This window comes from Mesohalobacter halotolerans (assembly GCF_006120725.1).
Classification (GTDB): Bacteria; Bacteroidota; Bacteroidia; order Flavobacteriales; family Flavobacteriaceae; genus Psychroflexus; species Psychroflexus halotolerans.
Genome location: NZ_SWMU01000003.1, coordinates 183,641 through 202,291, shown reverse-complemented (window position 1 = coordinate 202,291; position 18,651 = coordinate 183,641). Strand labels below are relative to the sequence as shown.

The 18,651-nt window shown below is 34.4% G+C and carries 16 protein-coding genes and 1 pseudogene; 11 read left to right on the top strand and 6 right to left on the bottom strand.

The window, feature by feature from the left end:
• Positions 1 to 29 precede the first annotated feature (29 nt).
• The 3 genes from dnaJ to FCN74_RS08075 all read left to right on the top strand — a co-directional run bounded on the left by dnaJ (position 30) and on the right by FCN74_RS08075 (position 3,379).
• The gene (gene dnaJ, locus FCN74_RS08085) at positions 30 to 1,154 is read left to right on the top strand and encodes a molecular chaperone DnaJ (RefSeq protein WP_138932093.1); all 1,125 of its coding nucleotides are present in this window, start codon (positions 30 to 32) and stop codon (positions 1,152 to 1,154) included.
• A 211-nt stretch (positions 1,155 to 1,365) separates the two neighbouring features.
• Positions 1,366 to 2,211 (top strand): DUF6268 family outer membrane beta-barrel protein, encoded by an 846-nt coding sequence (locus FCN74_RS08080; RefSeq protein WP_246062592.1) that lies wholly within the window; start codon positions 1,366 to 1,368, stop codon positions 2,209 to 2,211.
• A gap of 1 nt (position 2,212) precedes the next feature.
• Positions 2,213 to 3,379: a sigma-54-dependent transcriptional regulator gene (locus FCN74_RS08075; RefSeq protein WP_138932091.1), complete on the top strand. Its 1,167-nt coding sequence runs from the start codon at positions 2,213 to 2,215 to the stop codon at positions 3,377 to 3,379.
• Here FCN74_RS08075 and FCN74_RS08070 read toward each other — a convergent pair.
• Positions 3,374 to 3,931 (bottom strand): hypothetical protein, encoded by a 558-nt coding sequence (locus FCN74_RS08070; RefSeq protein ID WP_138932404.1) that lies wholly within the window; start codon positions 3,929 to 3,931, stop codon positions 3,374 to 3,376. The genes FCN74_RS08075 and FCN74_RS08070 overlap by 6 nt on opposite strands.
• A 140-nt stretch (positions 3,932 to 4,071) precedes the next feature.
• Between FCN74_RS08070 and FCN74_RS08065 the strand changes: the two genes are divergently transcribed.
• On the top strand, positions 4,072 to 4,824 hold the full coding sequence (locus FCN74_RS08065; RefSeq protein ID WP_138932090.1) for a DUF3179 domain-containing (seleno)protein: 753 nt from the start codon (positions 4,072 to 4,074) through the stop codon (positions 4,822 to 4,824).
• Here the strand turns inward: FCN74_RS08065 and FCN74_RS08060 are convergent.
• Genes FCN74_RS08060 through FCN74_RS08045 form a run of 4 tightly spaced genes read right to left on the bottom strand, consistent with a single transcriptional unit; the run spans position 4,819 to position 9,914 of the window.
• Positions 4,819 to 6,210, bottom strand: coding sequence for a TolC family protein (locus FCN74_RS08060; protein WP_138932089.1), 1,392 nt, complete (start codon positions 6,208 to 6,210; stop codon positions 4,819 to 4,821). The genes FCN74_RS08065 and FCN74_RS08060 overlap by 6 nt on opposite strands.
• The gene (locus FCN74_RS08055; protein ID WP_138932088.1) at positions 6,210 to 7,580 is read right to left on the bottom strand and encodes an HlyD family secretion protein; all 1,371 of its coding nucleotides are present in this window, start codon (positions 7,578 to 7,580) and stop codon (positions 6,210 to 6,212) included. Before FCN74_RS08055 ends, FCN74_RS08060 begins: the two co-directional genes overlap by 1 nt.
• A gap of 3 nt (positions 7,581 to 7,583) precedes the next feature.
• Positions 7,584 to 9,227, bottom strand: coding sequence for a peptidase domain-containing ABC transporter (locus FCN74_RS08050; RefSeq protein WP_138932087.1), 1,644 nt, complete (start codon positions 9,225 to 9,227; stop codon positions 7,584 to 7,586).
• 6 nt (positions 9,228 to 9,233) lie between these two features.
• Positions 9,234 to 9,914 carry a TetR family transcriptional regulator gene (locus tag FCN74_RS08045; protein ID WP_138932086.1) on the bottom strand — a complete coding sequence of 227 codons (681 nt, stop codon included), beginning with the start codon at positions 9,912 to 9,914 and terminating at the stop codon, positions 9,234 to 9,236.
• A gap of 143 nt (positions 9,915 to 10,057) precedes the next feature.
• On the opposite strand from FCN74_RS08045, the gene FCN74_RS08040 reads away from it, so the two are divergent.
• Positions 10,058 to 10,996: a DUF3667 domain-containing protein gene (locus tag FCN74_RS08040; protein WP_138932085.1), complete on the top strand. Its 939-nt coding sequence runs from the start codon at positions 10,058 to 10,060 to the stop codon at positions 10,994 to 10,996.
• A 93-nt stretch (positions 10,997 to 11,089) separates the two neighbouring features.
• Here FCN74_RS08040 and FCN74_RS08035 read toward each other — a convergent pair.
• A pseudogene (locus FCN74_RS08035) lies at positions 11,090 to 11,848 on the bottom strand (SDR family NAD(P)-dependent oxidoreductase).
• Positions 11,849 to 12,001: 153 nt separating this feature from the next.
• On the opposite strand from FCN74_RS08035, the gene FCN74_RS08030 reads away from it, so the two are divergent.
• From FCN74_RS08030 to kdsA, 6 genes are all read left to right on the top strand, one after another.
• Positions 12,002 to 13,726, top strand: coding sequence for a DEAD/DEAH box helicase (locus FCN74_RS08030; protein ID WP_138932084.1), 1,725 nt, complete (start codon positions 12,002 to 12,004; stop codon positions 13,724 to 13,726).
• A gap of 68 nt (positions 13,727 to 13,794) precedes the next feature.
• On the top strand, positions 13,795 to 14,562 hold the full coding sequence (locus FCN74_RS08025) for a carboxypeptidase-like regulatory domain-containing protein (protein ID WP_138932083.1): 768 nt from the start codon (positions 13,795 to 13,797) through the stop codon (positions 14,560 to 14,562).
• Complete coding sequence (locus FCN74_RS08020; protein WP_138932082.1) at positions 14,559 to 15,251, top strand: SIR2 family NAD-dependent protein deacylase; 693 nt, start codon at positions 14,559 to 14,561, stop codon at positions 15,249 to 15,251. Before FCN74_RS08025 ends, FCN74_RS08020 begins: the two co-directional genes overlap by 4 nt.
• An 11-nt stretch (positions 15,252 to 15,262) precedes the next feature.
• Positions 15,263 to 16,600 carry an adenylosuccinate lyase gene (gene purB / locus FCN74_RS12080; protein ID WP_171047143.1) on the top strand — a complete coding sequence of 446 codons (1,338 nt, stop codon included), beginning with the start codon at positions 15,263 to 15,265 and terminating at the stop codon, positions 16,598 to 16,600.
• Positions 16,601 to 17,515, top strand: coding sequence for a 1,4-dihydroxy-2-naphthoate octaprenyltransferase (gene menA / locus FCN74_RS12075; RefSeq protein ID WP_171047142.1), 915 nt, complete (start codon positions 16,601 to 16,603; stop codon positions 17,513 to 17,515).
• Between the two features lie 216 nt (positions 17,516 to 17,731).
• On the top strand, positions 17,732 to 18,535 hold the full coding sequence (gene kdsA / locus FCN74_RS08010) for a 3-deoxy-8-phosphooctulonate synthase (RefSeq protein WP_138932081.1): 804 nt from the start codon (positions 17,732 to 17,734) through the stop codon (positions 18,533 to 18,535).
• Positions 18,536 to 18,651: the final 116 nt, after the last annotated feature.

Genomic DNA, 18,651 nt, shown 5'->3' with positions numbered 1-18,651 from the left:
ATTTGGAACAGACCAAAAAAACTAATTAGATGAAAGAAGATTATTATGATATTTTAGGTGTAGATAAAAATGCATCTGCGGCTGAAATTAAAAAAGCATATAGAAAACTAGCCATAAAATATCATCCCGATAAAAATCCAGATGATGCCGGGGCTGAGACTATGTTTAAAAAAGCTGCCGAGGCTTATGAGGTATTAAGTAATCCTGAGAAAAAAGCGAAATACGACCAATTTGGTCACTCTGCTTTTGACGGAAGCGGTGGATTTAGTGGTGGTGGCATGGATATGGATGATATATTCAGTCAATTTGGTGATATTTTCGGTTCAGCTTTTGGGGGTTCAGGTGGAGGTGGATTTTCTGGCTTCGGAGGATTTGGCCGTCAAGGACGTTCCAAAGGGAGCAACCTGAGAATACGTGTCAAGTTATCACTTCAAGACGTCGCTAAAGGCGTTGAGAAAAAAATAAAAGTTAAAAGAAAGAAGAAATCTGCTGATACATCATACAAAACTTGTCCAACCTGTGGTGGTTCAGGGCAAGTTACACGAGTGACCAACACTATTCTGGGCAGAATGCAGACGGCTTCGCCTTGTAGTGCTTGTCAAGGTAGCGGTCAAATTATTGATCAAAAAGGAGCTGGTACTGATGCTCATGGTCTTAAAGTAGAGGAAGAATTAGTATCTATCAAAATTCCAGCTGGTGTTGAAGATGGGATGCAACTCAAGGTGTCAGGAAAAGGAAATGAGGCGCCGGGAAGTGGTGTAGCTGGAGACCTTATTGTTTTGATAGAAGTAGAGGAGCACAGTTTACTCAAAAGAGATGGTGAAAATCTGCATTACGATCTTTATATTAGTTTTTCTGAAGCAGCACTCGGCGTGTCTAAAGAAATAGAAACGGTGTCTGGTAAAGTACGCATCAAAATAGAACCTGGTGTTCAAAGCGGAAAAATACTCAGATTAAAATCTAAAGGTCTTCCAAACCTCAATAGATATAGAACAGGTGACTTATTAGTTCATGTCAACGTTTGGACACCTCAAAATTTAAATCGCGAACAACAACAATTTTTTGAAAGTCAGCAAAATGCTGAAAACTTTCAGCCTAAGCCCAATACATCTGATAAATCCTTTTTTGAAAAGGTCAAGGATATGTTTTCTTAAATGTTAAATTTAACATATTTTTATTTATATTTGAACATCACTAAGTGTATTAGTGATGTTTTTTCTTTTTCATAGCAATTTTTTCCCATCCTTAAACGTTTGTTTTCGGATGGGTTTTGTTTTAAAAGAAAATTAATTGCAGTTCAATCAATCCGATGTAAAATGCTATGTAATGAGATTTTGCTTAAGCACTTTAAGTTTTCTAATATTTATGCCATTCATATTTGCTCAATCTTCTGATATCGCAAGAGTTGAATATACCTGGTTCCCACAACGTGATTCTGATAATTCATTCAGACGCTTTAAAACTTTTTTTAATTATCCCATTAAACTTAAACATGAAGATTATTTAATTCCTGGTATAGAATATCAAAATGTTGAATTTCAGTTTAATGATGAAGTCGCTTTTAATACCCAAAACCTTGATCGGTTCCAGTATTATAAGCTAAATTTAGCTTACCTCAGAAAGTTCAAAGAAAATTGGCGATATGCTGTAGAAGCCGGCGTCGTCGCTACATCAAATTTTCAATCGACTCTAACTTCAGACGATGTGCTATTTAATGGCTCTGTATATGTGATTAAATCTCGACCAAAAACCAAAACCAAAAAGAAAGCTAGGTTAATATTAGGCCTAACGTTTAATACCAATGCAGGAACGCCTTTCCCACTCCCATTTGTCAATTATTTTAAAGAAGTAAATTCAAAATTCACTTATACCTTAGGGGTTCCCAAATCTAATATCAAGTATTTATTTACTCCTAAACACATTATGCAAGTTTTTGTAACCTTAGATGGGTTTTACGCCAATGTTCAAAAAGATATTGCCATTACGAGGAATAATGTCACTGAGCAGGCTTCAGAACTGTCTATGTTGGTTGCGCTGTCAGGGTTAGGTTATCAATATAAATTTACAGACAATTTTAGTTTTTATGCATACTCTGGTTATACACTAATCAATGATATTAGATTACGAGATGAAGATGCAGACGACATTTTTACTATAAATGATAAAAATAGTATATATTTCAGATTTGGACTCAAATTTAAAGTTTACTAAAATGTCAAAATTACTTATTGTAGAAGATGAAGAAGCCATAAGACGCGTACTCGTAAAAATCCTGAAAGAAGACGATTCAAAATACCAGATTGAAGTGGCTTCTAATGGCGTCGAAGCTATAGAATTAATTAAAAATCAAGATTTTGATTTAATATTATGCGACATTAAGATGCCTAAAATGGATGGGATTGAAGTTTTAGAAAAAACCAAAGCTGAACATCCTGAATTACCCATTGTGATGATTTCAGGTCATGGCGATCTTGAAACTGCTGTAGAAACCATGCGCAAAGGTGCTTTTGACTATATCTCTAAACCACCAGATTTAAACCGCCTGTTACAAACCGTAAAAATTGCATTAGACCACAATAAATTAGCTACAGAAAATAAATCTCTCAAGCGCAAAGTCAGTAAAAAATATGAAATGATAGGAGAATCTGATGCGATGAAAGGCATAAAATCTATGATTGATAAAGTTGCGCCAACCGATGCCAGGGTTTTAATCACAGGTGAAAATGGTACTGGCAAAGAGTTAGTGGCACATTGGATTCATCAAAAAAGTGAACGCTCTAAGTCACCAATGGTAGAGGTCAATTGTGCAGCTATACCTTCTGAATTAATAGAAAGTGAATTGTTTGGGCATCTCAAAGGTGCGTTTACCTCAGCGAATAAAAGTAGAGCAGGAAAATTTGAAGCTGCCAATGGCGGTACTTTATTTCTTGATGAAGTCGGAGATATGAGTTTATCTGCTCAAGCAAAAGTCCTTAGAGCCTTACAGGAAAATAAAATTCAACGTGTTGGGAGTGATAAGGATATCAAAGTTGACGTCCGTGTCATCGCAGCTACCAATAAGGACTTAAAACAAGAAATCAAAGAGAAGAAATTCAGGGAAGATCTTTATCATCGCTTAGCTGTAATTATGATTCCTGTCCCCTCATTAAATGAAAGACCTGAAGATATTCCATCACTTGTAGCCCACTTTTTAAAAACTATTGCAAATGAACAAGGCGTCACTCCGAAAACTATTGAAAGCAAAGCATTGGAAGTATTAAAAGAATATCAATGGACTGGTAATATCAGAGAGTTGAGAAATGTTATTGAACGCCTAATAATTTTAGGAGGAGATACTATTACAGTAAAAGATGTAGAACAATTTAGTCAAAAGTCATGATTGAGGTGGTTCGTACTTCATAAAATACATTGTATCACCGCTTGGGTGTTGCCATTTGTGAAAACATTCAAATTTGTAGCGTCTGTAAACAATATAAACGCGTTTTATTCGTGTTTCTGCATAGATAGGCAATCCGGTTTCGTGAGATTTTGCAATAATCTGATCTTTCATTTTGTAGGCTATGCGCTTGTCATCAACATCACGTCCTTCAGGCATAATACCCCAAAACCAGCAGTATAGGTGTTTTTTGTGTTTTGGCCTTTGTTTTTTGACGTAACCTTGAGTTTTCAAAGCTTTCAAACCTTTTGCTATACCGGTAACGTTTATGGCCAGTTTTAAATCTGTGACCATTTCATTCCAAAACGATGTTTTGTTATCACCTTCTTCAAATAGAATAGCAATCCCATTATAGTCTTCACTGACAATAAGAGCATCACGCTCCATGGCTTTATTTATCATGTGTTCTGCTAAATAACGGAATCGCTTATCTTTATATTTATCGTCCTTGATGATTTCCATAGACGACGGCACTTGCTTTAACAAGTCTGCCATGTTTGAAGTTACCTTTTTTATGTTGATATTATCCAATTTGTTTTTTTTCAAAAGTAATTATATTCACTCAAATTTTAGGTTTATTTAAAATAAAGTAATTTATTCATTAATTATTCGACAGTATACATAAACATTAAGCTATGAAAACTATTGGTTCTATTTTGATACTTCTTTTGAGTACATCCTTAATTGCTCAAAATCGACAGCGACCCGTTTCGGTTGAGTTGGGAAAATTTTTTAACGAAGATGGTAAACGCCTGCTTTATGGTGGCCAAAAAGAAAATCAGCATTTTAATGTTTCTAATTTATCTTTGGAAGAAGATCAATTTCATTATGGCTTAGGACGAGAAGCCTTTCCAGCCTTATTAAAACCTAAATTTACAAGTATTCAAAAAGCAGACAAACACTGGGATGATAGTGATCGTTTTTTAGTTGCAAAATCTGGTGATGAAGTTAAAGCATACAGCATTCAGGATTTAACAAGACACGAAATTGTAAACGACAAATTGAATGGCAAGCCCATTATGGCAGCCTATTGTGTTCTGGCAGACCTCGGCGCTATTTATAAGCGAGATTATGGCGATAAAGTTTTTACTTTTGGGTTAAGCGGTTATACGTACTATGATCCTGATATTTGGGATGGTAAAGATGGGTTTGTTTTTTGGGATAGAGAAACTGAAAGCTTGTGGTGGCCTTTAATTGGTAAGGCGGTTTCTGGCAAAATGAAAGGTGCCAAACTACACATTTATGATAAAACTAATTGGGAAGATACGACATGGAAGCAAATAAAATTAAAATACCCAAGTGCAAAAATTTTGATATCAGGTCAGGATTTTGAGCGACCATCATCATGGCCGCAATACCAAGATGTATCTGATGTAAAAGACCTATAACTCTAGTGCTAAAATGTTGAATAACTTGGCTCTTGAGTTAAGTAACTTGTTTAGTGTTTCGATGTATTTGAGTTGGGCTTCTATATATTTAACTTCTCTTTGGTTAAGTAGAAATACAGAACTTTCTCCAAAGCTGAACTTCCGTTCTTCTCCTTCGAGTAGGGCTTGATTGTCATTTGCGATGTCCTGGCTTGCAGTGACTTGTCTCTGATAAGACAATATTTGATTTTCTATTTGACTGATTTTGTTTGTGATTTGAGTATTTACCAAGTCTAACTCAAATTCGGTTTGTTGAACTTTGGCTTTTGTAAGATTTAACTCACCTCTTTCTTTTCTCAAAAAAATAGGTAGCTTAAAGTAGACCCCAAAAGTATACTCACCAATATCATAGTTGTCAATATTACTTATATTTTCATTGATAAAATTATATTCAATATCTAATTGGGGTTTGAGCATTTCAGCTTTAAGTCTTCGCTCAATATTGAGTTGATCTAATTTGTAATTTAAGGCCCTAAGTTTTGGATGAGAATTGAGATCATAATCTTCTAAAACAATAAGGTTGGTTTGTAAAATTGCATCAACATCTGTATTGTTGAGGTCTTCAGGTGAGATATCAGGATTTAATTCTACCGGGACATTATCGTCTATCCACAAAAAGTTAGAAAGTTCTAAACGCTTTTCAATTAATTTTAGATTAGCGCGTTCTAAACTTAAGGCTCTATTTTTTTTGATGATACCAGCTTCTAAAGTATCAATAGCAGGTAAATCTCCAGCTAAAGCACTTTGTCTAATGCCGTTAAATCTTATCTCAGCTTGTTCTAGCGTATTTTCAAAGAGTTGGACTTCCTTGTTGGCTACATACCACTCAAAATAGGCTAAACTAGCTTCGTATAGTACTTTATTAACTTCCATTTGGCGCTCTGCTTCATTGAGATTTTGAAGTATTTTTGCCTGTCGAAGACCAGCCATCCTCTTATTGATAAACAGACCTTGACCTAGTGGGACTGAAATACCCGCTTTATACAAGCCATTTTCCGGGACGTTATTTTGTGGGTTAAGTAAGACGCCTGAGTTTCTTTCAAAACCAGCGGCTAGTTCAATACCAAACCAAGTCGGAATTTTAAAGCTTGAGTTTAGAATGTTGTAGTATTCTTTTTCGTCAAAATCTTTGTTATCCCAATCAATCTCTATTTTTGGATCAAAAGCCCCTCGAGCTCTCAGCAACTGAGCTTGAGCTTCTGAGATTCTCAAATCAGCTTGCTTAGCAACAGGATGGTACTGCTTTACCCAACCCAAATATTCTTCTAGTCCTAGAATACCTAAATCGCTTTGGGTTTGTCCGTAAGTACTTACAGCCAGCAATAAACAAAGCAAGGTGATACGCATTACTTCTTGGTGTTTTGGTTTTTATCCGAGTTGGTATTTTGTTTTGTTGGCAAATAATAATCTGGTGGGAAACCATTAATTTGTCTCCATATTTCATACCAAATTGGGACATCTTTAAGCAGTGCAAGTGTTTTAGCTCCAGAACCTGCCCTGATCACATCTGGCCAATTCGTTTGATTTTCATCAGGTTTTATTAACACTCTGTATTTGCCTTTTGCTGGATCTATGCTTCTTTCTACAGCAACAATTTTGCCGCCATAAGTTCCATAAGAAAGATTTGGCCAACCCGAAAAGAATATTGCCGGCCAGCCATCAAATATAATTCTAACTTCTTCGCCTGGATGCATAAGAGGCAAATCAATAGGTCTTACATAGGTCTCTACAGCCAAATCAATTTCAGTTGGCATAATGCTTACTATTTCTGCACCTTCTTTAAAGGTTTCACCAATCCCTTTTTGAATAGCCCTATTGATAAAACCATCTTGAGGGGCTTTAATGTATCTTAAGTCTGTTCTTAAAGTGTAATTTGACAATTCGTTTTCTAACTTGTTAACTTCTGCTTGGGCATCATATTGACCTGAAAGCGCAGATTGACGATCGCTTTCGGCTTTAGAAATTTTGTTTTCGTAATTTGTTTGTATCGTTGATATTTCTATTTGAGCATTTAAAACTTTATTCCGACTGGATAAAAGTTTATTTTGTTGAGATATCAGTTTTGCCTGACTTTCTTGGAGTTTTAATTTTTTATTTTCTAAATCTGTTCGAGATTTTAGACCTTCTGCTTCCAATTGATTTATACGATCATACTGACGCTGAGCAATACTAATTTGGGTTTTAGCGGCTTCTAAATCTATACTATCACTTTTTACCTGCAGCTTGGCTTGTTGCAATTTATTTTTGGTTTGTTCGAGTTTTAGTTCTCGTTCTTGTTTTAAAGCCACAATTTGCCTAGTAAGTTGCTCTGCTTTTTCGGTATATGAGCTTTGAGAAAAAATCTTTGAAGTAATCTGAGCTTTGGTTCGATCAAGAAGTTGTGGGTTTAAGTATTCACTTTTAATTTCAGAAATAAATACTATTGTGTCGCCTTTTTCAACTTCATCACCTTCGCCAACATACCATTTTTCAATTCGTCCCGGTATGGCAGATTGTATAGATTGTGGCCTTTCACTGGGGTTTAGGGTTGTGACATAACCTGTGCCTCTAACATTTTGTGTCCAAGGCAAAAACATAAAAATAAGAAATACAATTCCTATAGTAGTCATAATTTTATTAAAGGTAATATACCTGTTCTTGAAATTGACAAATTTCATCGAATCATACCTGCTAAGGTCTTCTTCTTTATTGAGTTTGTATTTAGATATGTTGAGCATGAATTATTTTATTTTACCGTTTTCTAAATAAATGACACGTTCGCAATACTCTTTCCAAATAGCATTTCTACTGGCAACCAATATTGTCCAGGGTTGTTTAGGGTCAAATAAATATTTTATAATGGTTTTGATTTCTTTGACATCAAATTCATCTAAAGGATCTTTTAAGATTAATAATTTTGGTTCAGATACTAGCGCCCTGGCCAAAATTATCTTTTTACTCATGGTATAGGATAATTGCTTACCATCAGTTGAAATATTGGTTTGCAGTCCTTTGGGTTGTGCTTTTATAAAATTATCTAAGCCTAAAACCGAACAAACTTCTTTAACTTTTTTCTCCTCAATCTCGGGGTTGTTAAATGTAATGTTTTCTTCAATACTGCCATCAAAAGGAAGGTTGTTTGGAAAAACATGACCTATAAATGAGCGATAATGTTCATTGTTTATATTTTTAATATTTATATCATTAATGAGCAATTGTCCATCACTTGGCGGTATGAGCCCAGCAATAATTTTAAGTAAGGAGGTTTTACCCGAACCACTTTGCCCCGTGATAAGTACATGTGATTTGGGCTCGATATTGAGATTGATGTCTGTTAATACTTTTTTATTAGATCTTGTGAATTCTAAATTCAAATTCACAAGCTCTAACCTTAAATCCTTAGTTTTATTAAAAGGTTGGTTTACAACTTTTTCTTCCAAGGGCATATCTGTGATTTTACCAATTTTTTCGATTGAAGTCAATACATCATAAACATTTTCAAGGCCTAAAATGAGCTTTTCAACAGAGTTTATCATCAATAGGATAACAATTTCGGCAGCTACAAATTGCCCAATATTCATCTGTTGATTGATAACCAGTAAACCACCAATTATCAGTAAACCAGCAGTGACAATGGTTTTAAATCCAATCATTTTAAAAAACTGAAGCTTTAAAATGGAGAAGTGACTTTCTCTTGCGTTGAGATAATCTATGGCTAATTCGTCATTCTTTTTTGACGATAATGAGAAACTATCAGAAACTTTAAAGCTTTCGTAGCTTCTTGCAATTTCTTCAATCCAATGCGCATTTCTATACTTACAGCTCGATTCATCTAGACTGGTTTGAACACCCAAAGGGACACTGTACTTAAAAACGACATATAATAATATGACGAGAACAAAACCGAACAAAATAAAGAAGGGATGGTAAAAGGATAAGAGTATTAAACCAAAAATAATCTGCAACAATGAAGCCGAGAAATCAATCAGAATTTTTGGTAAGCCTTTTTGTATGACCATGGTATCAAAAAATCGATTTGCTAATTCTGGTGCGTAATACCCATCGAGAGCCTGTGACTTTATTCGAGGAAATCTGTAGATAAACTCAAAGGAAGCTCTAGTGTAGATGCGTTGTTGTAAGTCTTCAGCAACTCTAAGCTGCATATACCTTAAAATCCCTTGAAAAATTACTCCGAGAAGAACCAAACTGATCAAAATTATTATTGATGCATTAAATTGCCCTCCAACAACAAGATTGATAGTAGCTTGAACCCCAAGAGGAAGAGATAATCCTACTAGACCAGCAAAAACGGCGTAAAGCAAAATTTTAAGTATGTCTTTGCGTTCAAGCTTTAATAAATTTAATAATCTTGTCCAAGGTGTCATAATCAATTAATGTTTAGGGTTTAAAACCTTTAAAATCATGTCTTTATAAAATTTGTAAACCTGAGTTTCAGCTTTACGATCAGTCAAGGATTTAAAATGTCTTTGAATGTAATACTGTTGAAGTGCACCTTCTACAATGTGACAAGCTAAAGCTTTTGGAAAATTATAAGAAGGGTCAACATTATTAATCATTTCAACTATTCTTAGAATTAAACGTTTATATATTTTAAAATTACCGTCTTCATTATCACTATCGATGTCTTTGTGATGATAAGATTTTGTAAACTCTTCAATAATGATGTCTCTTAATTTAAGTTGATCAAAATCTGAATAAGAGTCTATACCTTTTGGCTTTAAAGTTAGGATTTTTATAGCCATTAAAAGCTTTTTAGAACAATCTTCAATCGCATTGGTCTCGATTACCAGCCTGTATTCTATGATTCCCCAATACATTGCTGACAGGTATTGAAGTAACCTGTACTTATTTTCAAAATACCTGTAGATAGAGCTTTCATTTGAATCTATTTGTTGTCCTAATTTTTTAAAATTAAAACTTTCTATCCCTAATTCATGTATCATTTCAATACTTTTTGAGAGTATCTTATGGCCTAATTCTGAGCTCTCAGGATCTTTTAAATACAGACACGAGCTTATATTTAATTTTAAAGATGATAGTAAACTTTCCATTTAGCAAAAATAAAATCGCTAATATAAAAGTATTACTATTATTTAATGTTAATAAGAATATAAATTAATATTAATGAAATTTATTTATAATATTAAAATAAGTTATGAGATAATTTAGCATATTGTTTAAATTTGCTTTGAAAATGACAAAATCATTAAGAAGCCATAGAGGTGAAGTTTGTTTAAATTGTGGACATCAACTTGATGTTTCAGACCGATATTGTTCAAATTGTGGTCAGTTAAACTCAAAGGAAGAACTCACTGTAAAACAAATGCTTGCAGAATATCTAGCTGGATTGTTTTCTTATGATTCAAAGCTTTTTAAAAGTATCAAACTCATATTTGTATCACCCGGGAAGTTAGCACAGGAATATATTTCTGGTAAACGGGTGAGCTATGTCAATCCTTTTCGATTTTTTATCAGTATGGCCATTTTGTTCTTTATTTTATCCTCTTACCTCGTCAAAGATGATATCGAAGGTTTGTCAAAAAATTTGGATATTAATGATGTCGAAGAATTAGATAAAGTTGAAGTTGATACAACAAAAATTAACCAATCCGGACGTCTTAAAGATTTACTTAAAAAAAATCAGGATATTACGTTTGAAGAAGCCCAAGTAAAATTTCAGATAGATGATACTTACTATTCTAAATTAAAATTTATTATTGAAAAATCATTTTATAAATTTTTAAATGAACCACAGGACTTTTTTGATTACCTCTTTCCAAAATTACCTTTTTTTACTTTTTTTTTCATACCTGTTTTTACAGTTTTTTCTAAACTTCTTTATCTACGACGTGCATTTACCTATACTGGACACTTGATTTTTAACTACATTCAGTCCACTGTTTTTTTTATACTTCTTATCGTTTATGAATTAGTAGTTGTATTGATTGATTACGAATTTTTAGGAATATTTTCCTTGGGCTTTATCTATTACTTAATTGTGGCCAAAAAACGTTTCTACCAGCAAGGAGTTGTCAAAACTGTACTCAAGACTTTTATAAGTTCATTTTTCTATGTATTTTCAGCTTTGTTTATTTTAACACTTATGGTTTTTGCAAGTTTATTTTTCTTTTGATTTTGCCCCCAAAAATTACAAAACAAATTTTAAAGCTAAATAGTTAAAATTTGATTTTCAAAGACTTGAAGCGACATAATTTCTAAATTACGTTTATTTAAGATGCTTATTTATAATTGTACTACTTGCCTGTGCTGAGGGAAATACCACTAAATCCGCAATATTAACATGATATGGTCTTGTGATACAAAAATAGACAATATCTGCAATGTCTTCAGGCTTTAATGCTTGTTAGCCTTCATATACTGATGATGCTCTTTGACGATCACCCTTAAAGCGAACTTCACTAAACTCAGTTTCAACCAAGCCGGGATTGATTGCTCCTACTCGAATACCGTGTTTGTTCAAATCTATTCTCATGGCCTGATTAAGGGCGTCTACAGCGTGTTTACTCGCACAGTAGACATTGCCTTTTGGATATACTTCTTTGCCAGCTGTTGAGCCAATATTTATAATATGCCCACTTTGTTTTTTGAGCATAGATTTGATAATGGGTTTAGAAACATACAACAAACCTTTGACATTGATATCAATCATAGCATCCCAATCTTCCAAGCTACCATCCTGAATATAATCTAAGCCGTGTGCATTTCCAGCGTTATTAATGAGAACATCAATTGCTTTAAAGTCATTAGGTAGCGATTCTAAGGATTTTATGACAGCTTTTTTGTCTCTGACATCAAAGTTTAAACTTGTAATTTTTACATTAGACTTTAATTGGTTTGTAAGTTTTGTAAGTCTTTCTTTTCTCCTTCCGCATACAATGAGCTTAAAGTCACCCTCGTGGGCTAATTTTTGGGCTGTTGCCAGACCTATGCCACTAGTGGAACCGGTAATTAAAACAGTTTTCATAATAAGTAATATTATATAATGTGCAATACTAAGACTTTAAAACTTATTTACCAGAACGCTTAAAATATTATTAGAACTATATTTAAAATGAAAGTTCTTAAATCATAGTGATTTACAATTATATTCCGCTATCTTTGCACTCATTTTATTTTTATGACAAATTTTTCTTCTTTAGGCTTACAAGACAATCTTCTTAAAGCCATTACCGACTTAGGTTTTGAAACGCCAAGTGATGTACAAATCAAGAGTATTCCGATACTTTTAGAGCAAAAAACCGACTTGGTTGCGCTAGCCCAAACAGGCACAGGTAAAACGGCAGCTTTTGGTTTTCCTTTGCTTCAACACACAGATACTAATACAAAAACTACACAAGGCTTAATTTTATCCCCAACGCGAGAATTGTGTTTACAGATCACCAGCGAATTAGAACAATACGCCAAATATATTGACAAACTCAATATTGTTGCCATTTACGGCGGGGCAAGCTTGCAAGATCAAGCCAAACAAATTAATCGTGGTGCACAAATCATTGTCGCGACACCGGGTCGGATGAAAGACATGATTAAAAGAAAAATCATAGATATTTCAAAAATTGAATATTGCGTATTAGACGAAGCCGACGAAATGCTCAACATGGGCTTTTATGAAGATATCACTGAAATTTTATCTCACAGTCCAAAAGAAAAAAGCACATGGTTATTTAGCGCAACAATGCCTAAAGAAGTTTCAGGCATCGCTAAAAAATTTATGAACAAACCTGTAGAAATTACCGTTGGTCAACGTAATATGTCTACAAAAAATGTAAGCCATTCTTATTTTACAGTTAGTGCTAGAGACCGCTACAACGCCTTAAAACGACTAGTTGATGCCAATCCAGATGTATATGCAGTAGTATTTTGTAGAACTAAGCGAGACACCCAAAAAGTCGCAGAAAAACTCATTGAAGATGGCTATAACGCCGCCGCACTTCATGGGGACTTGAGCCAAAACCAACGCGATTTGGTGATGAAAAGTTTTAGAAACAAACAAGTACAAATGCTTGTTGCAACCGATGTTGCTGCAAGAGGTATAGACGTCGATGATATCACACACGTAATCAATTATCAACTGCCTGATGAAACCGAAATCTATACGCACCGAAGCGGTAGAACAGGGCGAGCCGGTAAAACCGGAAAATCTTTTGTCATCATAACCAAAAGTGAGCAACGTAAAATTAAAAGTATTGAACGCATTATAGGTCAAAGCTTCAAGGCAGAAAAATTGCCAACCTCAGAAGAAATCTGTGAAAGCCAAATGTTTTATCTCGCAGAAAATATTAAAAATACAGAAGTTAATCACGATATAGATTTTATATTACCAAAACTTCAGGAAGTCTTAGCAGACTTAGATAAAAATGAATTAATTAAAAAATTCTTTAGTGTAGAATTTACACGTTTTTACAATTATTATAAAAACGCACCAAGTGTAGAACAATTAGAAAATACAGCTCATAAAGACAAATCTCAAGGCAGTAAATCTTTTGGTAATGAAAACCGATATTTTATTAATCTTGGGGAAAAAGATGGTTTCAACTGGATGTCTCTCAAAGATTTCTTGAAAGAAAACTTGAACTTAGGTCGCGATGAGGTTGGAAAAGTGGACGTTAAAGGAACGTTCTCATTTTTTAACACGCCTAAGTCTCAAACGGATAAAGTTTTTAAAACGTTTGAAAATTTTCAACATAATGGGAGATCAGTTAATGTCGAAATCACTAAGGATAAAGGGAAAAGTCGTAAAAAAGGCAATTTTAAACGCAAAAATAACTCAAAATCTAAGACACATAGAAAAGGTAGAAGCAACAACCGAAATAAATCAATAGAGCGACGTCGAAATCGTTAATCTGTTAATTTTGCTTTAAGTCTATAAGATAAATTTCAATATCACTTCTATTTAATTATTTTAGACGGATGAAATTAATGGCATATATATTTTTTTTAGTCTTTACAAGTTGTCTTGTCTTTGCCCAAGATCAAGAGTCCTATAAAATTAAAGGACAAATTCTAAACGCGGCAAATGATAAACCGCTCTACAATGCTAATGTTATTAATATCAATACCGTTAAAGGCACCGTATCCAATCGTGAAGGTAAATTTAACATCAAGGCTTCTATCAACGATACCTTGTATTTCTCTTTCGTTGGTTTTAAATCTATGCAAGTCAAAGTCACTGAAGACTGGATAAAATACGGTGAGGTTAAAGTCAAAATGACGGAAGTCGCTATTGCCTTAGAAGAGGTTACCGTTAGAAATATAAAGTTAACGGGTTATCTAGAGATTGATGCTAAAAATATTCCGGTATACGATAATTTTACCTATCAAATATCCGGACTAGATTATGGGTATGAAGGTGGTAATTATCAAAAAAGCTCTTTTTCAAAAACTTTAGACGCCATATTCAACCCTACTGATTTGCTCTACAATGTATTTGGCAAAAAGCCTCAACAAATGAAAAAGTTGAGGCAAATGAAAGAAGATAAATCCATTAGAGATCTACTTGTAGATAAGTATAATCGGGAAACTTTATCTGCAGTATTGCAAATTTCTGTTTCAGATATTGAAAAAATACTTAAGCGTTGCAACTATTCGCAAGATTACATTAAAAATGCTAATGATCTACAATTACTAGATGCCATTAGTAATTGCTACGAAAACTACAAAGCGATAAATCCGGAATGAGTTCAAAGCCTTCAAAAATTGTTGTGCTATCTGGTGCAGGAATCAGTGCTGAAAGTGGTTTAAAAACTTTTAGAGACGCCGACGGTTTATGGGAAGGTCATGATGTAACAGAAGTGGCAACGCCACAAGCTTTTGAAGCAAATCCGCATTTGGTTTTAGATTTTTACAACCAAAGACGACGCCAACTCAAAACGGTAAAGCCCAATACAGCCCATCAAATTTTAGCTGATTTAGAAGCATATTTTGATATTGAAATTGTGACCCAAAATGTAGATAATTTACATGAAAGCGCAGGAAGCACAAAAGTAACTCATCTTCATGGAGAGTTGTTTAAAGTCAGACCAGTCAATAACCCCAATCATTTAATAGAATGGAAAGACGATTTACAAATGGGCGATACTGATGAGAAAGGCAATCAACTCAGGCCGCATGTGGTTTGGTTTGGTGAAGCCGTTCCAATGATGCAAAACGCCATCGAAATTGTTAAAACTGCAGATGTTCTCATCGTGATTGGAACATCATTACAAGTTTATCCTGCTGCCGGTTTGATGGACTATGCACATCAAGATATTCCTATTTACCTCATTGACCCAAAACCTGGCATCAATGAAAGCGAAAATCTTCGTATTTTTGCAACATCAGCTACGGCTGGCATGCAAAAATTAAAATCAATTTTACTCAAAAATTAATATTGTTACTTATGAGTGCATTAAATGCCATTTCGCCAATTGATGGTCGCTACCAATCTAAAACCTCAGAACTTAATGACTTTTTTAGTGAATTTGCGCTGATTCGCTATCGGGTTAGAGTAGAAGTAGAGTATTTTATCGCACTCTCAGATTTAGGTTTAAGTAGCTTAAACCCATTAAATCAAAATCAGAAAGATGAACTAAGAAAGATATATCAAAATTTTGAAATGTCTCATGCTGAATCTATCAAAACCATAGAAAAGACGACAAATCACGATGTCAAAGCGGTTGAATATTTTCTCAAAGACAAATTTGAACACTTAGGTTTAGCCAATTCTAAAGAATTTATCCATTTTGGCCTCACTTCTCAAGATATTAATAACACGAGTATACCACTATCACTTAAAGAAGCAACCGACTCGGTTTATCTTAAATTTTTAGATGAAATAATCACTAAGTTATTAGAATTATCAGAAACATGGGAAGACGTGCCAATGCTAGCAAAGACCCATGGTCAACCAGCATCGCCAACAAGATTAGGTAAAGAAATTAAGGTATTTGCCGTCAGACTACTCGAACAAAAAAAGCATTTATTACAAGTGCCATTTTCTGCTAAATTTGGTGGCGCTACAGGAAATTTTAATGCCCATCATTTAGCTTTTCCTAAAGAAGATTGGAAAGCATTTGGTAAAAATTTTACTGAAAATTATTTAGGATTATCCTATTCATTCCCAACCACTCAAATCGAACATTACGATAATCTTGCCGCTTTGTTTGATGTGATGAAGCGCATCAATACTATCATTATAGATTTAGACAGAGACGTTTGGTCTTATATTTCAATGGGTTATTTTAAACAAAAAATCAAAAAAGGTGAAGTCGGGTCATCTGCCATGCCACATAAAGTCAACCCGATAGATTTTGAAAATAGTGAGGGTAATCTTGGAATTGCCAACGCGGTGTTTGAACACCTTTCCGCTAAACTTCCTATCAGTCGATTGCAGCGTGATTTAACGGATAGCACGGTTTTACGCAATATTGGTATGCCGTTTGCCCATACACTTGTCGCCATCAAGTCCACTTTAAAAGGTTTAGATAAGTTACTATTAAATGAAAAAGCCATTCATCAAGATTTAGAAGACAACTGGGCGGTTGTCGCAGAAGCCATTCAAACGATTTTGAGACGTGAAAACTACCCAAATCCGTACGAAACGCTTAAAGCTTTAACCCGAACTAATACTGAAATTAATGCTAAAAGTATAGCTGAATTTATAGAGACTCTAGAGGTTTCTGATAAAATAAAAGCAGAACTCAAACAAATTACACCGTTTAATTATACAGGCATTTAAATGGCGGATTCAAAGATTTCAGCTTGGATTGACGCAGCTAGATTAAGGACATTGCCTTTATCGGTATCTGGGATATTAGTTGGAAGCGGTTATGCTGTTTATCACGATTGTTTTGATAGCTTAATATTTTTTCTGGCCATTTTAACAACTTTATTATTTCAAATTTTGTCCAATTTCGCCAACGACTATGGCGACGGTGTAAAAGGCACAGATAATGATGAACGCTTGGGACCACAACGGGCTTATCAAAGCGGTAAAATCACAAAACCAGAATTTAAAACAGGATTAATCATCACATCTATGTTGAGTTTTTTTTCAGCAGCTGGTCTTATTTTAGTTGCCTTTGGGTTTGACAATGCCTTGATGAGTTTTACATTTTTTATCTTAGGCCTTATTGCGATTTGGGCTGCTATCAAATACACAGTTGGTGACTCTGCTTATGGTTATCGTGGCTTTGGAGATGTTTTTGTCTTTTTGTTTTTTGGATTAGTGAGCGTTTGTGGTTCTTACGTGTTGCATGCCAAAACGATAGATTGGCAAATTTATCTCGGTGGTGCGGGCATTGGTTTGCTTAGCGCAGCTGTTTTAAACCTCAATAATATGCGCGACATTAACTCCGATAAAAATGCAGGGAAAAACACGCTCGTGGTAGCTTTAGGTCAACTCAAAGCCAAATATTATCATACTTTATTGATTGGTTTTGGAATTTTAAGTTTGATTGGATTTTATACGGTAGCAGGTTTTTCAAAATGGATTTATCTGAGCATGATAACGATGTTTTTATTAATTAAACATTTGATATTTGTTCAAAAAAATGAAAACCCAAAGCAATTAGATCAAGAGCTTAAAAAAGTAGCTTTATCGACTTTTGGAATTGCATTGTTGTTTTTTGTGATACAGTTCTTTGTAAAGTAGTTTATAAAAAAATACTCGACGTTAATGTTTCTTAGCGATTGAATTTAATATTTTAGTAAAAAATACGATAATAAACAATATGCAATATTCAGATTACAAAACTAATTGACTTTCAAGACCTCACAGGTTTTTAAAACCTGTGAGGTTTAAATGCTAAAGATTTAATATAACTTATTAATTGAATTGTTGCCCAATGCTTTATTAAAATTTTACATCATGAATAAACTCAAACATACTGATTCTAATAATTTCTTTCTTATTGCAGGACCTTGTGCCATAGAAGGTGAAGATATGGCTTTGCAAATAGCCGAAAAAGTCGTTAGCATCACGGATAAACTCAACATCCCTTATATTTTTAAAGGCAGTTTTAAAAAAGCCAATCGTAGTCGGATTGATAGCTTTACCGGTATAGGCGATGAAAAGGCTTTAAAAATATTAAGAAAAGTCTCTGAAACTTTTGATGTGCCAACGCTAACTGATATTCACAAAGAAAGTGATGCGGCTATGGCCGCTGAATATGTTGATGTGCTTCAAATTCCAGCGTTTCTTGTGAGACAAACAGATTTGGTTGTTGCCGCAGCTAAAACCGGGAAATATGTTAACCTTAAAAAAGGACAGTTTATGAGTCCGGAAAGTATGCAGCATGCCGTTCAAAAAGTTAAAGATAGTGTTAGCGATAAGGTTTGGGTCACCGACCGTGGTAGTATGTTTGGCTATCAAGATTTGATTGTGGATATGCGAGGTATTCCCACGATGAAGCAATATGCACCTACGGTTTTGGACGTTACGCACTCCCTACAACAGCCTAATCAGTCATCAGGTGTAACAGGCGGCAGACCGGATATGATAGAAACTATTGCCAGAGCTGGTGTGGTGAATAATGTTGACGGTCTATTTATAGAGACCCACTTTAATCCTGCTGAAGCAAAAAGTGATGGCGCAAATATGTTGGATTTAAGTCTTTTAGAAGGTTTATTAACTCGCTTGGTTGCTATTAGACAATGTGTTAATGGGTTTTAATAACATATTACCCAAAGACAAGAAGTCGGCAAGGTTTCAAAACCTCACAGATTTTTATCAAAGGACTGATAGGTTGAAACGTGAATAGTTTTTTAATAATAATTTCCTTATAGTGT